The sequence below is a fragment of the Capnocytophaga catalasegens genome (genome assembly GCF_026005215.1).
GTDB classification, from domain to species: domain Bacteria; phylum Bacteroidota; class Bacteroidia; order Flavobacteriales; family Flavobacteriaceae; genus Capnocytophaga; species Capnocytophaga catalasegens.
Genome location: NZ_BPMA01000016.1, coordinates 151,133 through 167,005, shown reverse-complemented (window position 1 = coordinate 167,005; position 15,873 = coordinate 151,133). Strand labels below are relative to the sequence as shown.

At 37.4% G+C, this 15,873-nt stretch carries 11 protein-coding genes; 6 read left to right on the top strand and 5 right to left on the bottom strand.

Annotated features, from left to right (window positions below):
• Positions 1-810: an FKBP-type peptidyl-prolyl cis-trans isomerase gene (locus OO775_RS05165; protein WP_264845971.1), complete on the bottom strand. Its 810-nt coding sequence runs from the start codon at positions 808-810 to the stop codon at positions 1-3.
• 88 nt (positions 811-898) lie between these two features.
• On the opposite strand from OO775_RS05165, the gene OO775_RS05160 reads away from it, so the two are divergent.
• The 5 genes from OO775_RS05160 to OO775_RS14130 all read left to right on the top strand — a co-directional run bounded on the left by OO775_RS05160 (position 899) and on the right by OO775_RS14130 (position 6,903).
• Positions 899-1,300 carry an RNA-binding S4 domain-containing protein gene (locus OO775_RS05160; RefSeq protein ID WP_264845970.1) on the top strand — a complete coding sequence of 134 codons (402 nt, stop codon included), beginning with the start codon at positions 899-901 and terminating at the stop codon, positions 1,298-1,300.
• 90 nt (positions 1,301-1,390) lie between these two features.
• Complete coding sequence (locus OO775_RS05155; RefSeq protein ID WP_264845969.1) at positions 1,391-1,729, top strand: zinc ribbon domain-containing protein YjdM; 339 nt, start codon at positions 1,391-1,393, stop codon at positions 1,727-1,729.
• A gap of 64 nt (positions 1,730-1,793) precedes the next feature.
• Positions 1,794-4,220: a phenylalanine--tRNA ligase subunit beta gene (gene pheT, locus OO775_RS05150; protein WP_264845968.1), complete on the top strand. Its 2,427-nt coding sequence runs from the start codon at positions 1,794-1,796 to the stop codon at positions 4,218-4,220.
• Positions 4,221-4,285: 65 nt separating this feature from the next.
• Positions 4,286-4,903 carry a recombination mediator RecR gene (gene recR / locus OO775_RS05145; protein ID WP_264845967.1) on the top strand — a complete coding sequence of 206 codons (618 nt, stop codon included), beginning with the start codon at positions 4,286-4,288 and terminating at the stop codon, positions 4,901-4,903.
• A gap of 143 nt (positions 4,904-5,046) precedes the next feature.
• On the top strand, positions 5,047-6,903 hold the full coding sequence (locus OO775_RS14130) for a dihydrolipoamide acetyltransferase family protein (protein WP_373874548.1): 1,857 nt from the start codon (positions 5,047-5,049) through the stop codon (positions 6,901-6,903).
• A gap of 71 nt (positions 6,904-6,974) precedes the next feature.
• Here the strand turns inward: OO775_RS14130 and OO775_RS05130 are convergent, their stop codons facing one another.
• Both OO775_RS05130 and OO775_RS05125 read right to left on the bottom strand, forming a co-directional pair.
• The gene (locus OO775_RS05130; protein WP_264845966.1) at positions 6,975-9,080 is read right to left on the bottom strand and encodes a glycoside hydrolase family 97 protein; all 2,106 of its coding nucleotides are present in this window, start codon (positions 9,078-9,080) and stop codon (positions 6,975-6,977) included.
• Positions 9,081-9,168: 88 nt separating this feature from the next.
• Positions 9,169-9,843, bottom strand: a complete 675-nt coding sequence (locus tag OO775_RS05125; RefSeq protein ID WP_264845965.1) for a DUF6261 family protein — start codon at positions 9,841-9,843, stop codon at positions 9,169-9,171.
• 12 nt (positions 9,844-9,855) lie between these two features.
• Here OO775_RS05125 and OO775_RS05120 point away from each other — a divergent pair, with 12 nt between their 5' ends.
• The gene (locus tag OO775_RS05120) at positions 9,856-10,248 is read left to right on the top strand and encodes a hypothetical protein (protein WP_264845964.1); all 393 of its coding nucleotides are present in this window, start codon (positions 9,856-9,858) and stop codon (positions 10,246-10,248) included.
• Positions 10,249-10,484: 236 nt separating this feature from the next.
• On the opposite strand, the gene OO775_RS05115 is transcribed toward OO775_RS05120, so the two are convergent.
• Both OO775_RS05115 and OO775_RS05110 read right to left on the bottom strand, forming a co-directional pair.
• Positions 10,485-15,125, bottom strand: a complete 4,641-nt coding sequence (locus OO775_RS05115; RefSeq protein ID WP_264845963.1) for an alpha-amylase family glycosyl hydrolase — start codon at positions 15,123-15,125, stop codon at positions 10,485-10,487.
• A 244-nt stretch (positions 15,126-15,369) separates the two neighbouring features.
• Positions 15,370-15,867 carry a DUF1573 domain-containing protein gene (locus tag OO775_RS05110; protein ID WP_264845961.1) on the bottom strand — a complete coding sequence of 166 codons (498 nt, stop codon included), beginning with the start codon at positions 15,865-15,867 and terminating at the stop codon, positions 15,370-15,372.
• Positions 15,868-15,873: the final 6 nt, after the last annotated feature.

Here is a 15,873-nt window from a genome sequence, read left to right as displayed (position 1 = left end):
TTAATTGCATTTTTTAGCATCTACATAATCTGAAATACCATTTCCATTACAATCGGGATATGCAATAGTTCCATCTATTTCATTATATTCTATTTCTTTGATAGAAGGAATACCATCTGCATCGTGATCTGCATTTTTTGTAGAAATAAGATTTATTTGAAATATAAGAGGACTATATGCTGGAATATTTCCTGAACCCGAAAAATATGCAATTCCCGAAGGTAAAAAGAAAAGACCTACACCATAATCATCGGGAAGTTTAAGCATTCCACCAGATTCTTCGGTTACAGACTTTGCAGAAGCTTTTAATAACGATACACCTTCTCTAAACCCAACAACAACACCTGCATTAACTTGTGTTCCATTGCCTAACAAATCCAACCAATTACTTTGAGCTATACTTCTACTTTGGTCAAAAACGACTCCTTTGAGCGTTTGTCCTTTATAAGTAACAAATGAAGAATCTGCCACAGTTGCTTTTGTCCCACTTCCTTCACGGACAACCAAATAATACATTGTATGATTTACATAATTGCTGTGAATATCTCTAATTTTGATTACTTTCTTTTTCACTTGGTCAAAAAGAGATGTTTTTCCTGCATTTGTACCCGATATAGTGTCTAACATTATCGTTCCATCTGTATTATTAAATGTATAAAAATGTGTTTTCAAATAAGATTGAATTTCTACATCATTCTCCACCGCAACTTCTGAATATTCACGAAGTGTTATTGTTGCTGAATCATTTTTTTTACAAGAAAATAATACTACCAAGAGCATTGCTAACAAAAAAATATTAGTTCGTATCATTGTGTATTCTTTTTTAAATTAAAAGCGGTGCAAGTTACAAAATTTCTCGTAGATTTGCACACTGATTTGAAGAAGAATTAAAAAAGTTATGAGAATTGACAAATATTTGTGGTGTATTCGTTTTTATAAAACCCGAAATATCGCTACGGAAGCCTGCAAAAAAGGACATGTCAAAATAAATGGTAATGAAGCAAAACCTTCACGCGAAATTTTTGTCCAAGACCAGATTACTATTCGCAAAGACCAAATCAACTACGAAATTACAATTATCGCTATTCCTACTTCGCGTGTAGGAGCCAAATCGGTCAATTTGTATCGAATAGACAACACTCCCGAAGAAGCTTTCAAACACGTAGAACTTATGAGGCTCTCGCAAGATTATTATCGAAAAAAAGGAGAAGGACGCCCTACCAAAAAAGACAGACGAGACCTTGATGATTGGTTCGATACAAATAATACAGATATTCAAGATGATGAGACCGATTTTTAAATTATCTTTTTTCAATTTCTTGAAAAGAAAAATTACTTATTTTTAATAATCCGTATCATTTTTGTATCTTTGCCCAAAAATTTCAAAAAAATGACTGATACCATACTTTGCCCGAAGTGTAACTCTGAATACACTTACGAAAATGGAAACCTTATGGTTTGTTCTCAATGCTTTTACGAATGGAATCCCCAAGAAGTACAAGAAAGCCAAACAAACAAAATAGTTGACGCCAACGGAAATGAACTACAAAACGGTGATTCGGTTGTTGTTATCAAAGATTTGCCCGTAAAAGGAGCTTCTAAACCTGTAAAAGCAGGTACAAAAGTTAAAAATATTCGACTAAATTTTGATAGTGACCACAATATTGATTGCAAAATAGATGGCTTTGGTGCAATGGCTCTCAAATCAGAATTTGTAAAAAAAGCATAAGTATCCTAATATTTTATTTTTAAATACAACTCTTTTTATTAAAAACCCCTTTTATTAAACAAATATGAAAATTTCATATAATTGGATTAAAGATTTTATCAAATTAGACCTTCCTGCCGAAAAAGTAGGTGAAATTCTAACTGATTTAGGCTTAGAAGTCGAAGGAATTGAAACTTTTGAAAGTGTGCGTGGCGGTCTTAAAGGCATCGTTGTTGGACACGTACTCGAATGCGAAAAACATCCTAACGCCGATAAACTAAGTGTTACCAAAGTTGATTTAGGCAATGGAAATATTGTTCAAATTGTCTGTGGAGCTCCCAATGTTGCCAAAGGACAAAAAGTTCCTGTTGCAACTATTGGTACTACTTTATTCGATTCAGAAGGTAAACCTTGGCAGATAAAAAAAGGTAAAATACGAGGCGAAGAAAGCTTCGGAATGATTTGTGCCGAAGACGAACTTGGTTTAGGTTCAAGCCACGAAGGAATTATGATTCTTGACCAGTCGCTTGAAGCTGGAACTCCGTGTAGCAAAGTTTTTAACGTTGAAACTGATGAAGTTTTCGAGATAGGGCTTACTCCCAATCGTGCCGATGCTATGAGTCATTTCGGAGTAGCACGCGATTTGCGAGCAGGACTACTGCAACAAGAAATAAATAAAGAAGTTATGACTCCTTCTGTCAATGATTTTTTTATCGACAATCGTACTTTAAAAATTGATGTTCAGGTAGAAAATAAAGAGCTAATTCCTCGTTATTGTGGAGTTACTATTTCTAATGTTAAAATAGCTCCTTCGCCCACTTGGTTACAAAATAGACTCAGAGCTATTGGTCTTACTCCAAAAAACAATGTGATAGATATTACCAATTACGTACTTCACGAATTTGGGCAACCATTGCACGCTTTTGACGCTTTGCGTATTTCAGATAAAAAAATTATTGTGAAAACGGCAACCGAAGGACAAAAATTTAAAACCTTAGACGATGTTGAGCGTACATTACATTCTGATGATATTCTAATCTGTGATAGCCAAAAACCAATTTGTATCGCAGGTGTATTAGGTGGAATTAACTCTGGAATAACTGAAAATACAACACATATTTTCTTAGAAAGTGCATATTTTAATCCGGTTGCTATACGCAAAACAGCCAAGCGACAAGGTATTAACACCGATGCTTCATTCCGTTTTGAACGAGGCATCGACATCAATAATTGCAAATATGTATTGCTACGTGCCGCTGCTATGATTAAAAAGATTGCAGGAGGCGAAATTTCGTCAGAAGTAATTGATTTTTACCCTAAAAAACAAGAAGATTTTCAAGTTTTTCTAACTTTTGACAAAGTAGATAAACTCATTGGACAACATATTCCACAGAATACAATAAAATCTATCTTGCGCTCTCTTGATATTCAAATAAATAGCTCTACTGAACGTGGATTAGGACTTACAATACCTTCTTATCGGGTTGATGTTCAAAGAGAAGTTGATGTTATTGAAGAAATTCTACGCATCTACGGATACAATAATATCAATTTTTCAACAAAAGTCAATGCGACAATGGCACATTCTTCCAAGTTAGATGACTTTAACGTACAAAATATTATTGCTCAACAGTTAACAGCGCAAGGTTTTTTCGAAATAATGAGCAATAGCCTTACCAATGTAGAATATGCAAATTTGTCTGAGCACATCGTACAGGAAAATAATGTGAAAATACTCAATCCGCTAAGTAATGACTTGGCTGTTATGCGACAAACTTTACTATTCTCAGGATTAGAGGCTTTAGAGTATAATTTGAATAGAAAACGAACTGATTTACAATTATTTGAATTTGGAAAAAGTTATTACCAACAAGAAGGTAATTATTTTGAAAAGAAACATTTATGTCTTTTTGTAACAGGAAATAAGTCTACTGAAACGTGGAATATACCTACGCAAAAAACCGATTTCTTCCTTCTCAAAGGATACGTTACATCTATTTTTGAACGATTAGGTTTTATCAATCTTCAAGAAAAACCTACTGATAATAAAGCTCTTCAAGAAGGAATTTCTTTTTGGATAAATAATCAAAAATTAGCTGACTTGGGGGTTGTCAAAAAATCAATATTGAAATATTTTGACATCAAACAAGAAGTTATTTTCGCTGATATTCATTGGGATATTGTTTTAAAAAATATTACTTCAAATATTATTTTGAAAGAAATACCCAAATATCCTGCTGTTCGGCGCGATTTGGCTCTGCTTATTGATGAGAAAATCTCATTCAAAGAGTTATATCAAATTGCTTTTGAAACAGAAAAAAAATTACTCAAAAATGTTTCTCTCTTTGATGTTTATCAAGGAAATCACCTGCCTAAAGGAAAGAAAAGCTATGCAATGAGTTTTACTATTCAAGATGATTCAAAAACACTTACCGATAAACAAATTGATAAAATAATAGCGAATTTACAAGAACAATTTTCAGCAAAAACTGGAGCAGAATTACGACAATAATATAGTAAATAATTAAAATCAAGAAGGTAAAAAACCTTCTTGATTTGTATAAAAATGTTTTTCTTTTGAATTTTTCTTCCAAATTATTAGAAAATGCTGTATATGAAATATCACAGCTTCCAGGTATAGGCAAGCGAACTGCTTTGCGATTAGCTTTGCATTTGCTCAAACAACCCGAAACACAAACTCAAAATCTAACGAAGTCTTTACTTGAACTTCGTTATGATGTTAAGCATTGCAAACATTGTCATAACATTTCGGATACTGAAATTTGTGAAATTTGTTCCAATCACAACCGAAATACCTCTGTTATTTGCGTTGTTGAAGACATTCGCGATGTGATGGCTATTGAACAAACCGGACAATTCAAAGGAGTGTATCATGTATTGGGTGGGAAAATTTCTCCTATGGAAGGTATTGGACCTAATAATCTACATATCAATTCATTAGTTGAAAAAGTTAAAAACGAAGACATTAAAGAAATTATTTTTGCTCTGAGTAATACAATGGAAGGAGATACGACTAACTTTTACATTTTCAAACAATTACAAAATTATGAGGTTACTATTTCGACCATAGCCCGAGGTATTTCGGTCGGAGACGAACTTGAATATGCCGATGAAGTTACTCTTGGAAGAAGTATTTTACATCGTATTCCATTTGAAAAATCATTAAGTCAATAGTTTTTTTCAAAAAACAAAAACATATAAATAACTGAAAATAAATAAATTACAAATTTTAAATAAATTTTCCTTTGCTTTTATTCGTTTATCTGCAAATAAAACTTTACCTTTGGGAGGTTCTTTTTTAATTAAATTTCTAAAAAATGGCAAAATACGAATTCAAATTGCCCCATATGGGGGAAAGCGTTGCAGAAGCAACTATAACTTCTTGGCTTAAAGGAGTAGGCGATACCATTGAAGCTGATGATGTATTAGTAGAAGTAGCTACAGATAAAGTCGATTCTGAAATTCCATGCGAGGTTTCGGGAATAATTACCGACATTTTATTTAAAAAAGATGATGTAGTTCAGGTAGGGCAAGTTATGGCTATTATTGAAACAGAGCCAAATACCATAAATGAAAATCAAAACCTTACAGAAACTATACAACCTTCAACAGAAAACTTTGAACAACCTGTTACAATTCAGACTACTTTGACAAAAAATCAAGAATCCATTGAAAGTTCCGTAATTGAAAAAGAAATACAAAATATTACATCACAACAGCCTATTAGCTCTTCCAATGGAGAACGTTTTTATTCGCCTTTGGTAAGAACTATCGCTCAACAAGAAAATATTTCAATTCAAGAACTTGAACAAATACAAGGAAGCGGTTTAGAAGGACGTGTTACAAAGCATGATATTCTATCTTATGTAGAGCAACGTAATAAAATTTCTCCAAAAATAGAAACTCATTTCAAAGAAGAAAAACAGCAGACTTGGGAACAACCCGAAACACAACCTACTTATCAACAAATCGCTACTAACGAGTCTCAAACAGAAGAAAATATTTCTGTTCAAGAACCTGAGATAGCTACAATAAATCAAGAAGCTGAATCCGATATACAACAACAGAAATTCTACCAAGAACCTGAACCAGCTACAATAAATCAAGAAGCTGAACCCAATATACAACAACAGAATTCCTACCAAGAAACTGAGCCAGTTACGACAAATCAAGAAGCTGAACCCAATATACAACAACAGAATTTCTACCAAGAAACTGAGCCAACTACAAATCAAGAGTCTGTGCAGTCTTCGAGAGCTACCAACGAAGAGGTTTCTCTAAACAGCGAACAACCTATTGTAAATAAAGAAATTATCTTCCCAGAAGGAAACTTCCAAGAAATGGTTAAGGAAGAAAAGACTACACCTATTTTTGCTGAAGAGCCTAAGGAACTTCATATCAAAACACCAACGGAAAGCAAGCCCGAAGAAAAACCAGCTCCTACTTATACACCTTCACAAATAGACGATGTAGAGGTTATAGAAATGACTCGTATGGGAAAACTTATTTCCAAATATATGGTAGATAGCAAACGTATCTCTGCTCACGTACAGAGTTTTACAGAAGTTGATGTAACACGTATTTGGAACTGGCGAAACAAAGTTAAAAAACAATTTGAAACGCGCGAAGGAGAAAAATTTACTTTCACTCCAATATTCATTGAAGCGGTGGCCAAAGCGCTTAGAGATTTCCCAATGATGAACGTTTCGACTGATGGTGAGCGCATTTTCAAGAAGAAACATATCAATATAGGAATGGCAACAGCATTGCCTAACGGAGACCTGATTGTCCCTGTTATAAAGAATGCTGACCAATTAAGCCTATTGGGACTTGCCAAAAGTGTGAATGACTTAGCAAAACGAGCACGCGAAAACAAACTTAAACCTGATGAGATAAAAGGAGGCACCTATACTGTTACCAATATCGGTTCGTTTGGAAATATATTTGGAACTCCGATAATAAACCAACCCGAAGTCGGGATTCTGGCGATTGGAGCTATTCAGAAAGTACCTGCTGTTATTGAAACTCCCGAAGGAGATGTATTGGGTATTCGTTACAAACTCATTCTTTCGCATAGTTACGACCATCGAGTAGTTAATGGAGCTTTGGGAGGAATGTTCGTACAACGCGTTGCCGAATATCTCGAAAAATGGAATATGGAACGTGAAGTCTAATTTTCTCATTAAAGAAATATACAAAAAAGCTGACTCCAAAAAGTCAGCTTTTTTATTGGGTACTTTCCCCCCTACTTCACTTCTTTGATGCTCACTGCGTATCCGCCGCCTTCTTTGGCTACGATGGTTAGCGAAGTGTTGGCATCTACCTTTTTCTTGGTGATGGTGTATGCTTTCGGGTTGTTTTTGTAGTGTGCGTTTTTGGCATCGGCATAAATGGTCGCTTCGTACTTCTTATTCTTGTCTAAAAAGTTAAGTTTCAGATGCGATGTATGTCCGTTTTCGTTGGCGGTGCAACCGATGTACCAATCGTTGCTATGTTTGTCCTTTCTGGCTACGGTAATATATCTGCCGGGCTCGGCTTCTAGATAGATGCTCTTTTGCCAATCCACTGGCACGTCTTTGATGAACTGGAATGCGTCCAAATATTTGTTATAATTCTCGGGCAAGTCGGCTGCCATTTGTAGCGGACTGTACATTGTCAGATACAATCCCAATTGTTTTGCCAGCGTACTACGAGCGTAGCTTCTGTTGTCGGGGTTTACGTTCCATACTTGGGTTTCGAAAATCCCCGGCGTGTAGTCCATTGGTCCTCCTTGCAAACGGGTGAATGGCAATACGGTGGTGTGGAAAGGTTTGTTCCCTCCGAAGGATTCAAACTCCGTCCCACGAGCCGATTCGTTGCCGATGAGGTTCGGATACGTGCGACAAAGCCCCGTAGGACGCACCGCTTCGTGTGCATTGACCATTATTTTATGCTTGGCAGCCTCCGTTACGGCATACAAATAATGATTTACTAACCATTGCCCGTAATGATGCTCTCCGCGTGGCACGATATTGCCCACATAACCGCTTTTTACGGCATTATAGCCATAATCGTTCATCAGTTGGTAGGCTTTTTCCATATGACGCTCGTAATTTCTTACAGAAGAAGAAGTTTCGTGGTGCATCATCAGTTTTACACCTTTGGAATGGGCATATTCATTGAGTGCTTTGATATCAAAATCGGGGTAAGGCGTTACAAAATCGAATACATAATCTTTGGAATGCCCAAACCAATCTTCCCAACCTACATTCCAACCTTCTACTAATACTTGGTCAAAGCCGTGTTTGGCTGCAAAATCAATGTATTTGCGTACATTTTCGTTGTTTGCTGCGTGTCTGCCGTTTGTTTTTAGTTTGGAATAATCTACTTTGTCAAGCTGAATGGACGGCAGCTCATCGGTGTATGCCCACGAGGATTTTCCTGAAATCATTTCCCACCAAACGCCGATATATTTCACGGGTTTTATCCACGAAGTGTCTTCATAGGCACACGGGTCGTTCAGATTTAGTATCAATCTTGAAGCCAAAATGTTACGAGCGTCATCGCTTACCATAATAGTACGCCAAGGCGTGTGACAAGGAGCTTGTAAGTGTGCTTTATCGCCTGTAGCATCGGGAGTTAAGTGCGATTGGAATACGAAGTTCGAGTCATTCAGGTTCAGGTGCATACACGAATAGTCTTTCAGTGCTGCTTCGTGCAGGTTGATGTACAATCCGCTGTCAGTTTTCATCATCAGCGAGGTTTGTACGCCTGTGCGAGAGAAGGGCGTTTGTGAGGCATTGTCATTGATGGCTCCTTGGTTTAGTAAGCGGATTTCAGACAATCGCGACTCGGTATAATCGTACTCTTGGGTGTCATAATCGCCGACTATCCACCAAGCGGTATGGTCACCCGTCATTGCGAACTCCGTCCATTCTTCCACCACAGTGAAATAGGTCAGATGCTTCTGCTGTGGGAACTCATAACGGAAGCCCACTCCGTCATTATACACCCTAAAACGGATATTCATCAGCCTATCGGAGGTTTTTTGTCGAAGCGATACGAGGAGTTCGTTGTAATGATTACGAATTTCGCTCTCCTCGCCCCATACGGGTTTCCACGTTTCGTCAAACGAGGATTTGTTTTCCTTTACTACCTCAAAATCAGCGATAAGGTCAATGGTATTTTTGAGTTCTAACCCCATAAAACTCTCTTTGATGACCTCTTGATTCTTGTACGAAACCTTATAGAAAGGTTTGCCCGACTGATTCAGCCCAAAGGAAACCTTCATATTTCCATCGGGCGAGGACTGCACGTGCTGTGCGTACGATTGTCCTACTATAAGACAACATAAAATAGCTAATTGCTTCATTCTTTTATTATTTAATAAATTGAAAATAACTTTACTACACAGATAAGGCATATTTCAATATGTAAATAAAATGTGCCTTATCCTTACATTATTGTACTCGCTTAATCTCTTGATTGATTGAATTTACCAAATTTTGGTATGCACTTACCCCTTTGACAACTACTAATCCGTTAATCAGGGTAACGAGTTTTGAGAAAGTAGCTTGCATTTCGCTACGGGTTACTTTGGTTTTGCCTACCTCAACAGCTCCCTGCTCTTGGGTGCGGTCAGTGTGGAGGGTCGCAAAGGCTTCATTCGCTTCTGCTAAGTGTTCTATCCACTTCTGAGCTCCGATAAGCGTTACCATTGCTTTAATTTCAGAAGGAGCTAAGTCGTCTAACAGATTGCGAATAATAGCCGTTTCTTCACGGAACGATTGCTTTTGGGGCGATTTGCCATATTTTTCGTTGATTAACACCAATTTCTTCGCTGCTTCGGCTTTTTCTTTTACAGGAAAATTGGTAAATACCTTACAATGACTAATATATCCTACCAGAAGAATATCGCGCTTGTTATCTAATTCGATGAGTTTCTCAGTGTGTTCGCTCTTCCGCAAGGGTTTTAGCGATTCTTCAAAGGCATTAAAACTCTTGTCAAACTCCGCCTTGAGGGTTTCAAGCTCTAAGTCAGCAAGGTTTTCTTTTTCTAAAAAACTCTTGATATTCGCCATTACTTGGGCAAATTCCATTAGGCGAACCTTTCTGAGGTCATATTTCTTAATCATACATTTTAATTTTTGATTGTTATTATTCCTTTTGTTTGTATATTTCTTAATATAAATTCTTTTTCTGGGGGGCAAAATTGTATCAAACTGATTGGTTTTACACTTTCATGGGGGCAAAACTTTATCAAACCGATTGGTTTTGCACTTTCATGCGGGCAAAACTCTATCAAACCGATTGGTTTTATACTTTCATGTGGGCAAAACTTCATCAAACCGATTGGTTTTACACTTTCATGGGGGCAAAACTTCATCAAACCGATTGGTTTTACACTTTCATGGGGGCAAAACTCTATCAAACCGATTGGTTTTACACTTTCATGCGGGCAAAACTTTATCAAACCAACTGGTTTTACACTTTTTTGTGCTACTGAACCCTATTATAAATTTTTGCTAATTAGCAATTGACGCCGTGAAGATACAAAATTATTTTGAAATTAAGAACAAAGCACCTACATTTTTGACCACGCACAAAATTTTTGATAATAATTTCAATCAAAACACCGCGTGTCAATTCTATACACATTATTGTTTTAATAAAATAGAACAAAACCAATTATATAAACTTCCTATCTCCTCTTTTTCTGATTAGTTTTTGCTAAGTGAAAAATAAATTTATGAACTTCATTGGCTAACAACTCATTTTATTTAAGATATAACCAGTGCATTTTCCGTTGTATATTCCCTTGTTGGTCTATATACTCAAAAACATAAAAATAGGTATGCGAGGGAAGTCTACCTCCACTGCCCACATTGGCATATCCGCGGAAAACTTTATCACGGTTGTTATACCCTTGCATTTGGAATACCAATTGTCCCAGCTCATTGAATATCTTAATCGTATTGTTCGGATAGTTTTCAACACCTTGTATTTGGAGTATGTCATTCACTCCATCGCCATTGGCAGAAATTGCGTTATAAAAAACAAGTTCATTGTTCGTAGTGTTTTCTTTTTCCTTTATGAAAATCTGCTCACTTGCTTCGGGGCTTTCGCAATCGCCTATCTTTTGACTTACAGAATATGTTCCGTTTTGCGTTACTTCGATGGTCGCAGTAGTCTCGCCTGTACTCCACTTTAACGCTCCCGTATAGTTTGTAGCGGTCAGTATCGTTTTCCCAAATTGATTATCTACCGAAACAGTCGGAGCTATCGGAACAGATTGTATTGTTACCAATTGCGTAGCTGGCGCACTTTCGCAATCGCCTATCTTTTGACTTACGGAATATGTTCCTCCCTGCCTTACTTCAATGGTCGCGGTAGTCTCGCCTGTACTCCACTTTAACGCTCCCGTATAGTTTGAAGCGGTCAGTAGCGTTTTCCCGCACTGATTATCTACCGAAATAGTCGGGGCTATCGGAACAGATTGTATTGTTACCAATTGCGTAGCTGGTGTACTTTCGCAATTGCCTATCTTTTGACTTACGGAATAGTTTCCACTCTGTGTTACTTCGATGGTCGCGGTAGTCTCGCCTGTACTCCACTTTAACGCTCCTGTATAGTTTGAAGCGGTCAGTATCGTTTTCCCACACTGATTATCTACCGAGATAGTCGGGGCATCAACCGAAATAACCTCAATAACTGCCGAGCGTGTTAGCAATCGCTGTTGTTGAGTTGCCAACGGATGCGAAATACCTGTAAGTATCAACTCTTGCCTTGTGGTAGCAGCTACCGAAACAATGACTTTTCCTTCGGAAGAAAGCGTTTTCATATCAGCAATTCCGTTGAGTGTGTAGGTTACTTTTGAGGCAGGTGTTCCCGAAATTTCAAAAGTAGCAGTAGCAGACGGACATATGCGAGGCGTAACAGCACTAACTCGTGCATCAGGAACTAAAATCACCTTGATAGTTTGTGTTGTCTCTGCCCGATTTGAGAAATTATCCATTGCGACCCAGCGTATTTTGTTCTCACCCAAAGGTAGTTTCTGTTGTTTTAATGTGCGTATCCCTGTAACGGTTTGTCCGTTCAGGGTGAAAGTTTCAGTTACCGCTGTTCCATTTATAGAAACTACATACAGATGTACTTTGTCGCTATTATCCGAAGCGAATCCTTGGGCGGGAGTAGCCGAGATATTTGAAAAAGTTTCTTGCTGAAAGTCATATGAAGTATCCGAAATCATATATCCATTTGTATATTCTGTTGAAATTTCTATGGTTTTCGGGCTAATTTTAGGGGCAATCATATCGGCATTAGTCAAAATATACACGGGGTCAGTTACCGGTAGCGTATATGAGTCAGCAGTTGTTGAAACAACAAAAGGCATTCCGTCAATAGTAGGGTCGCCATTATACTTGAACCACATTCCTACTTGGGAATAATCAGGCACTACCTGATGTGTATTGGTGGTATCAAAATTGCCTACTGCTATTACTTGTATGTTTCGAGTGGTATCTTTCAAGGAAAAAGTGCGTTGCCATTCGGTGGTACTTCCTATGTTGCGATAATCGACATCTTCATACAAATTATAAGTGTTGCGCAACCGAAACATTAGTGCATACAATCGATAGATTTCTTGACGCTCTTCTTGGGTGTGATAGTTCAAGTTCCAAGCATTGGGTTTGCGTCCAGTACGTCCGTTTTCATCTATTGATATATCGTATCCCAATTCGCCAAACTGCCATACCATACGCGGGCCAGGAAGTAGCATATTGAAAGCCGCTGCGAGTTTTGTCCGATTACTAAAATAGTTAGCATATGCATCGGGGTCGGTAGGTTTGTCTTTTCCCCACATTTTCACTTTGTACCCGATACGCTCCTCATCGTGGCTTTCTATATAACTCATATAGTTGGCATTGGCAAACCCACGCGAACTATATACACTTCCCATAAAACTCAACTGATGATACCCCATAGCCATCTCCATGTACGAGTTTTGAGGACCTGCCCCTGACCACATCAGTATGCCGCTATCGGCTAATGCTTTGTCTTCGCTATCATTCGCCAAATGTTCAAAAATGACATACGGAGCTTTGCCCACCCCAGCTGTGTTTTTCCAAACCATTTGTGCCATATTCTTGAGGATTTCAATTCGGCAATTATCGTAATTACTCGCCCAAGGGTCAGACGGATTGGGGTTTTTCTGAGTAAAGCCTTTGGTAAAGTCAAAACGAAAGCCATCAAACTTAAACTCATCCATCCAATAGTGGATAATATCATCGACCATCTGGCGAGTGTGTTCGCTGGCGTGATTCCAATCAGCGCCCCAATGTCCCGCTTGGTCATACACTCCTTTATGCTCGGCATTAAACCAAGGATTATCTGCCGCAGGGCGATTGTGCTGTTTGTCCCAGTACAGCATCGCATTAGGATTGCTGTAAAAGGCGTGGTTAAGCACCAAGTCATTCACTACGGCAATGCCTCGTTTGTGCGCCTGGTCAATAAATTCTTTCAAATCGTTTTCAGTTCCGTAGGCTTTATCCGCCGCAAAATAGTAATTCGGATTGTATCCCCAGCTATCATTCCCTTCAAATTCAGAAACTGGCATCACGTGAATACACGTAATTCCTAAGTCTTTGAGGTAATCTAACTTTGCAATAGCAGCTTTATAAGTTCCCTCAGGAGTAAAGTCCCGAAAATGTAACTCATACACATTTAGTTCATTGCGTTCTTTGGTACGGACAAAAGTAGGCACTTGCCAATGATATACTTCTTTATTGAGTTCCAATACCGAAGCCCGTCCCGTAGTTTTTCCCTGCGGATAAGCAATAAGATTCGGATAAATGCTTGCCGAAATATACTGGTCGTCAGGGTCGGAGACTTTATGAGCATACGGGTCACCAATACGAATTGCTCCATCAACCAAATACTGATACACATATTCGTTCTGAACAGGCGAAAGCGAAGCCGTATCTAAGGTTATCCACCAGTAATCACCATCTTTCTTCAACGAAAATGCATCAGATATTTGCCAATTATTAAAATCACCTATCAAATGGATTACTTTTTTAGGTGCCGTAGAAGCCGTAGAAGTAGTTCCTACACAATTATTACTATCATAATACTTATACTGCGTACGTGTTGGTGTATGCAATACGAAAGTTACTTCGCCAATATTAGGGAAATTATAATTCACTCCTTTCTTAGCTCCTGTAGGCATTGTTTGAGTAATTGGAGTCGTATAGGCTTGTATTTGAAATGTTTTTTGTTTTGTAATTCCTCCTGAAAAATCAGCAGTAATTCGGTAGGTGTGTAGTATATCCGTATCGGAAATGGTATGATGATACGCATAATTTTTATTACTCTGTGTGTTGAGATGTGGCGTTCTTACTGAACCATCGGCGTTAAGCTCCTCTAAAATCCAATTTACAGAACGATTTGCTTCTGCTTTTATTTCAAAAGTCTGCCCTGATTGTGTCAAAAATGGAGAAACATTGGGTTTTTGCACCAAAAAATAGTTTCCTGCATCAATGTTTAAGTGATAATTCTGTCCATTGTTATCTTCTTTTTGAGTTCCATCAGCACTTCGAAAAAGAAAATTAAGAGCAAAGGCATCATCTTCGGAAGTTAATTTATAGTAATCATCAATGGAAGACAAAATAATCTGCCATTTGTTATTACCCAACGAAGTCATTTTACCGATACCATCATCAGCACCCCAGTTTCCAATCGTATGATCAAATGCATAAGAGTTAGGCTTATCGGTGCCTACTCCCGAGTGCAAATACACTTGTGTTGCCGTTGATAATGCCGTACCTGAAGCATCAAGAGTAATAGTTACTGGTTCAGTACGCGATGGTTTTTCGGGGATAACAGTTACCTTACCATTTAAGATTGTTTTCCCTTCGATTATCTCAAAAGTTGCTTTGTAATTGGCACTATTATTCGAGTCATATTTATCACCTTCATTAGTAGTCGCTTTAAAATACACCTCTATAACATAACTTCCAATACCCAACCCCGATAATAAGTTAATATTTTTACTGGTCTCTGCCCATTTCTGATTAGTAGGATTTCCGTCTGTACCATCTTCTACCCAAGCGAGTGGAATTTCTGTAAAATGCAAGGGGCTTTCTCCTGCCTTATACACCCGATAGTACATAAACGCCCCTGTGATATTACCTGAGCCATTCTTCCAAGTTTTAATTTCAGCACCTTTGAGCATAAGAGACATTCCTGCCTTAAAGTTGCCTAAATTTTCAAAGTCTGGGTTCGATGTATTACCCAGACAATCATAATAGGTTACTCCTCCTTGCCCCACATCGGCAATGACAAAAGAACCATAAATTCCTGTATCGGCATTAGCAAATTGCCATAGGAAAAATGAAAATAACAAAAGTAGATTTTTCATAGTTACAACAGATTATATTTTGATATATCAAGTTATTGCCTTAATTTCAATTTGGAAATGACAAAACTCTCAATGAAATTTTATATTTCGTGCAAGTTACGATTTTCTTTTCAAAAAATGAATGTTTTACTTACTTTATAAAGTATTTTCGTACCACTCAAACGTTATAATGTTGATAAAAACCTAAAAAAAGATTTCCTGAAAAATTCAAGAAATCTTTTTTTAAAACAGAAAAGTAAAATAACTAATCAATCGAATCTTTATCTATATAATAACCTTTTCGATGAGTTATTCTTTTAAAATTATTTGATTTACTATAAATTTCCTCATAATCGGGTGTATAAAGAGCATCAGGAACTACATGATAATCGAAAACAATTTCTGCTTCTCCTGCAGGAAGAATATTTCCGTATAATTTTACGTAGTGCTTAACATAACCAATATTTTTCTTACTATCATTCTTGATTCTAATTTCCCTTTCTTCACCTGCTTTTAGTGGAACATAAGCTGATTTATCAACCACCACACAACCACAAGAGGTATGAATATCGGTAATTTTTAAGAAATTGTCTCCTGTATTTTTGATAGGAATTATAATCTCAAACTCTTCCCCTTGTACCACAGGATAATAATGTCGATTTGGGTCTATAAACTCAATTGATGTGAGCTTTTTTGTTTCTTTTTGTTGCGTACAACTACATATCAACCCCACAAAAAGAATAAGTATGATTTGTTTATTCATAATAAA

What these genes read in the sequence shown, in the direction of transcription:
- pheT (WP_264845968.1), top strand. Translation starts at nt 1,794, where the DNA reads ATGAAAATTTCATATAATTGGATTAAAGATTTTATCAAATTAGACCTT.
- OO775_RS05130 (WP_264845966.1), bottom strand. Translation starts at nt 9,080, where the DNA reads ATGAAGCAATTAGCTATTTTATGTTGTCTTATAGTAGGACAATCGTAC.
- OO775_RS05115 (WP_264845963.1), bottom strand. Translation starts at nt 15,125, where the DNA reads ATGAAAAATCTACTTTTGTTATTTTCATTTTTCCTATGGCAATTTGCT.
- OO775_RS05125 (WP_264845965.1), bottom strand. Translation starts at nt 9,843, where the DNA reads ATGATTAAGAAATATGACCTCAGAAAGGTTCGCCTAATGGAATTTGCC.
- OO775_RS14130 (WP_373874548.1), top strand. Translation starts at nt 5,047, where the DNA reads ATGGCAAAATACGAATTCAAATTGCCCCATATGGGGGAAAGCGTTGCA.
- OO775_RS05165 (WP_264845971.1), bottom strand. Translation starts at nt 810, where the DNA reads ATGATACGAACTAATATTTTTTTGTTAGCAATGCTCTTGGTAGTATTA.
- OO775_RS05110 (WP_264845961.1), bottom strand. Translation starts at nt 15,867, where the DNA reads ATGAATAAACAAATCATACTTATTCTTTTTGTGGGGTTGATATGTAGT.
- OO775_RS05155 (WP_264845969.1), top strand. Translation starts at nt 1,391, where the DNA reads ATGACTGATACCATACTTTGCCCGAAGTGTAACTCTGAATACACTTAC.
- OO775_RS05160 (WP_264845970.1), top strand. Translation starts at nt 899, where the DNA reads ATGAGAATTGACAAATATTTGTGGTGTATTCGTTTTTATAAAACCCGA.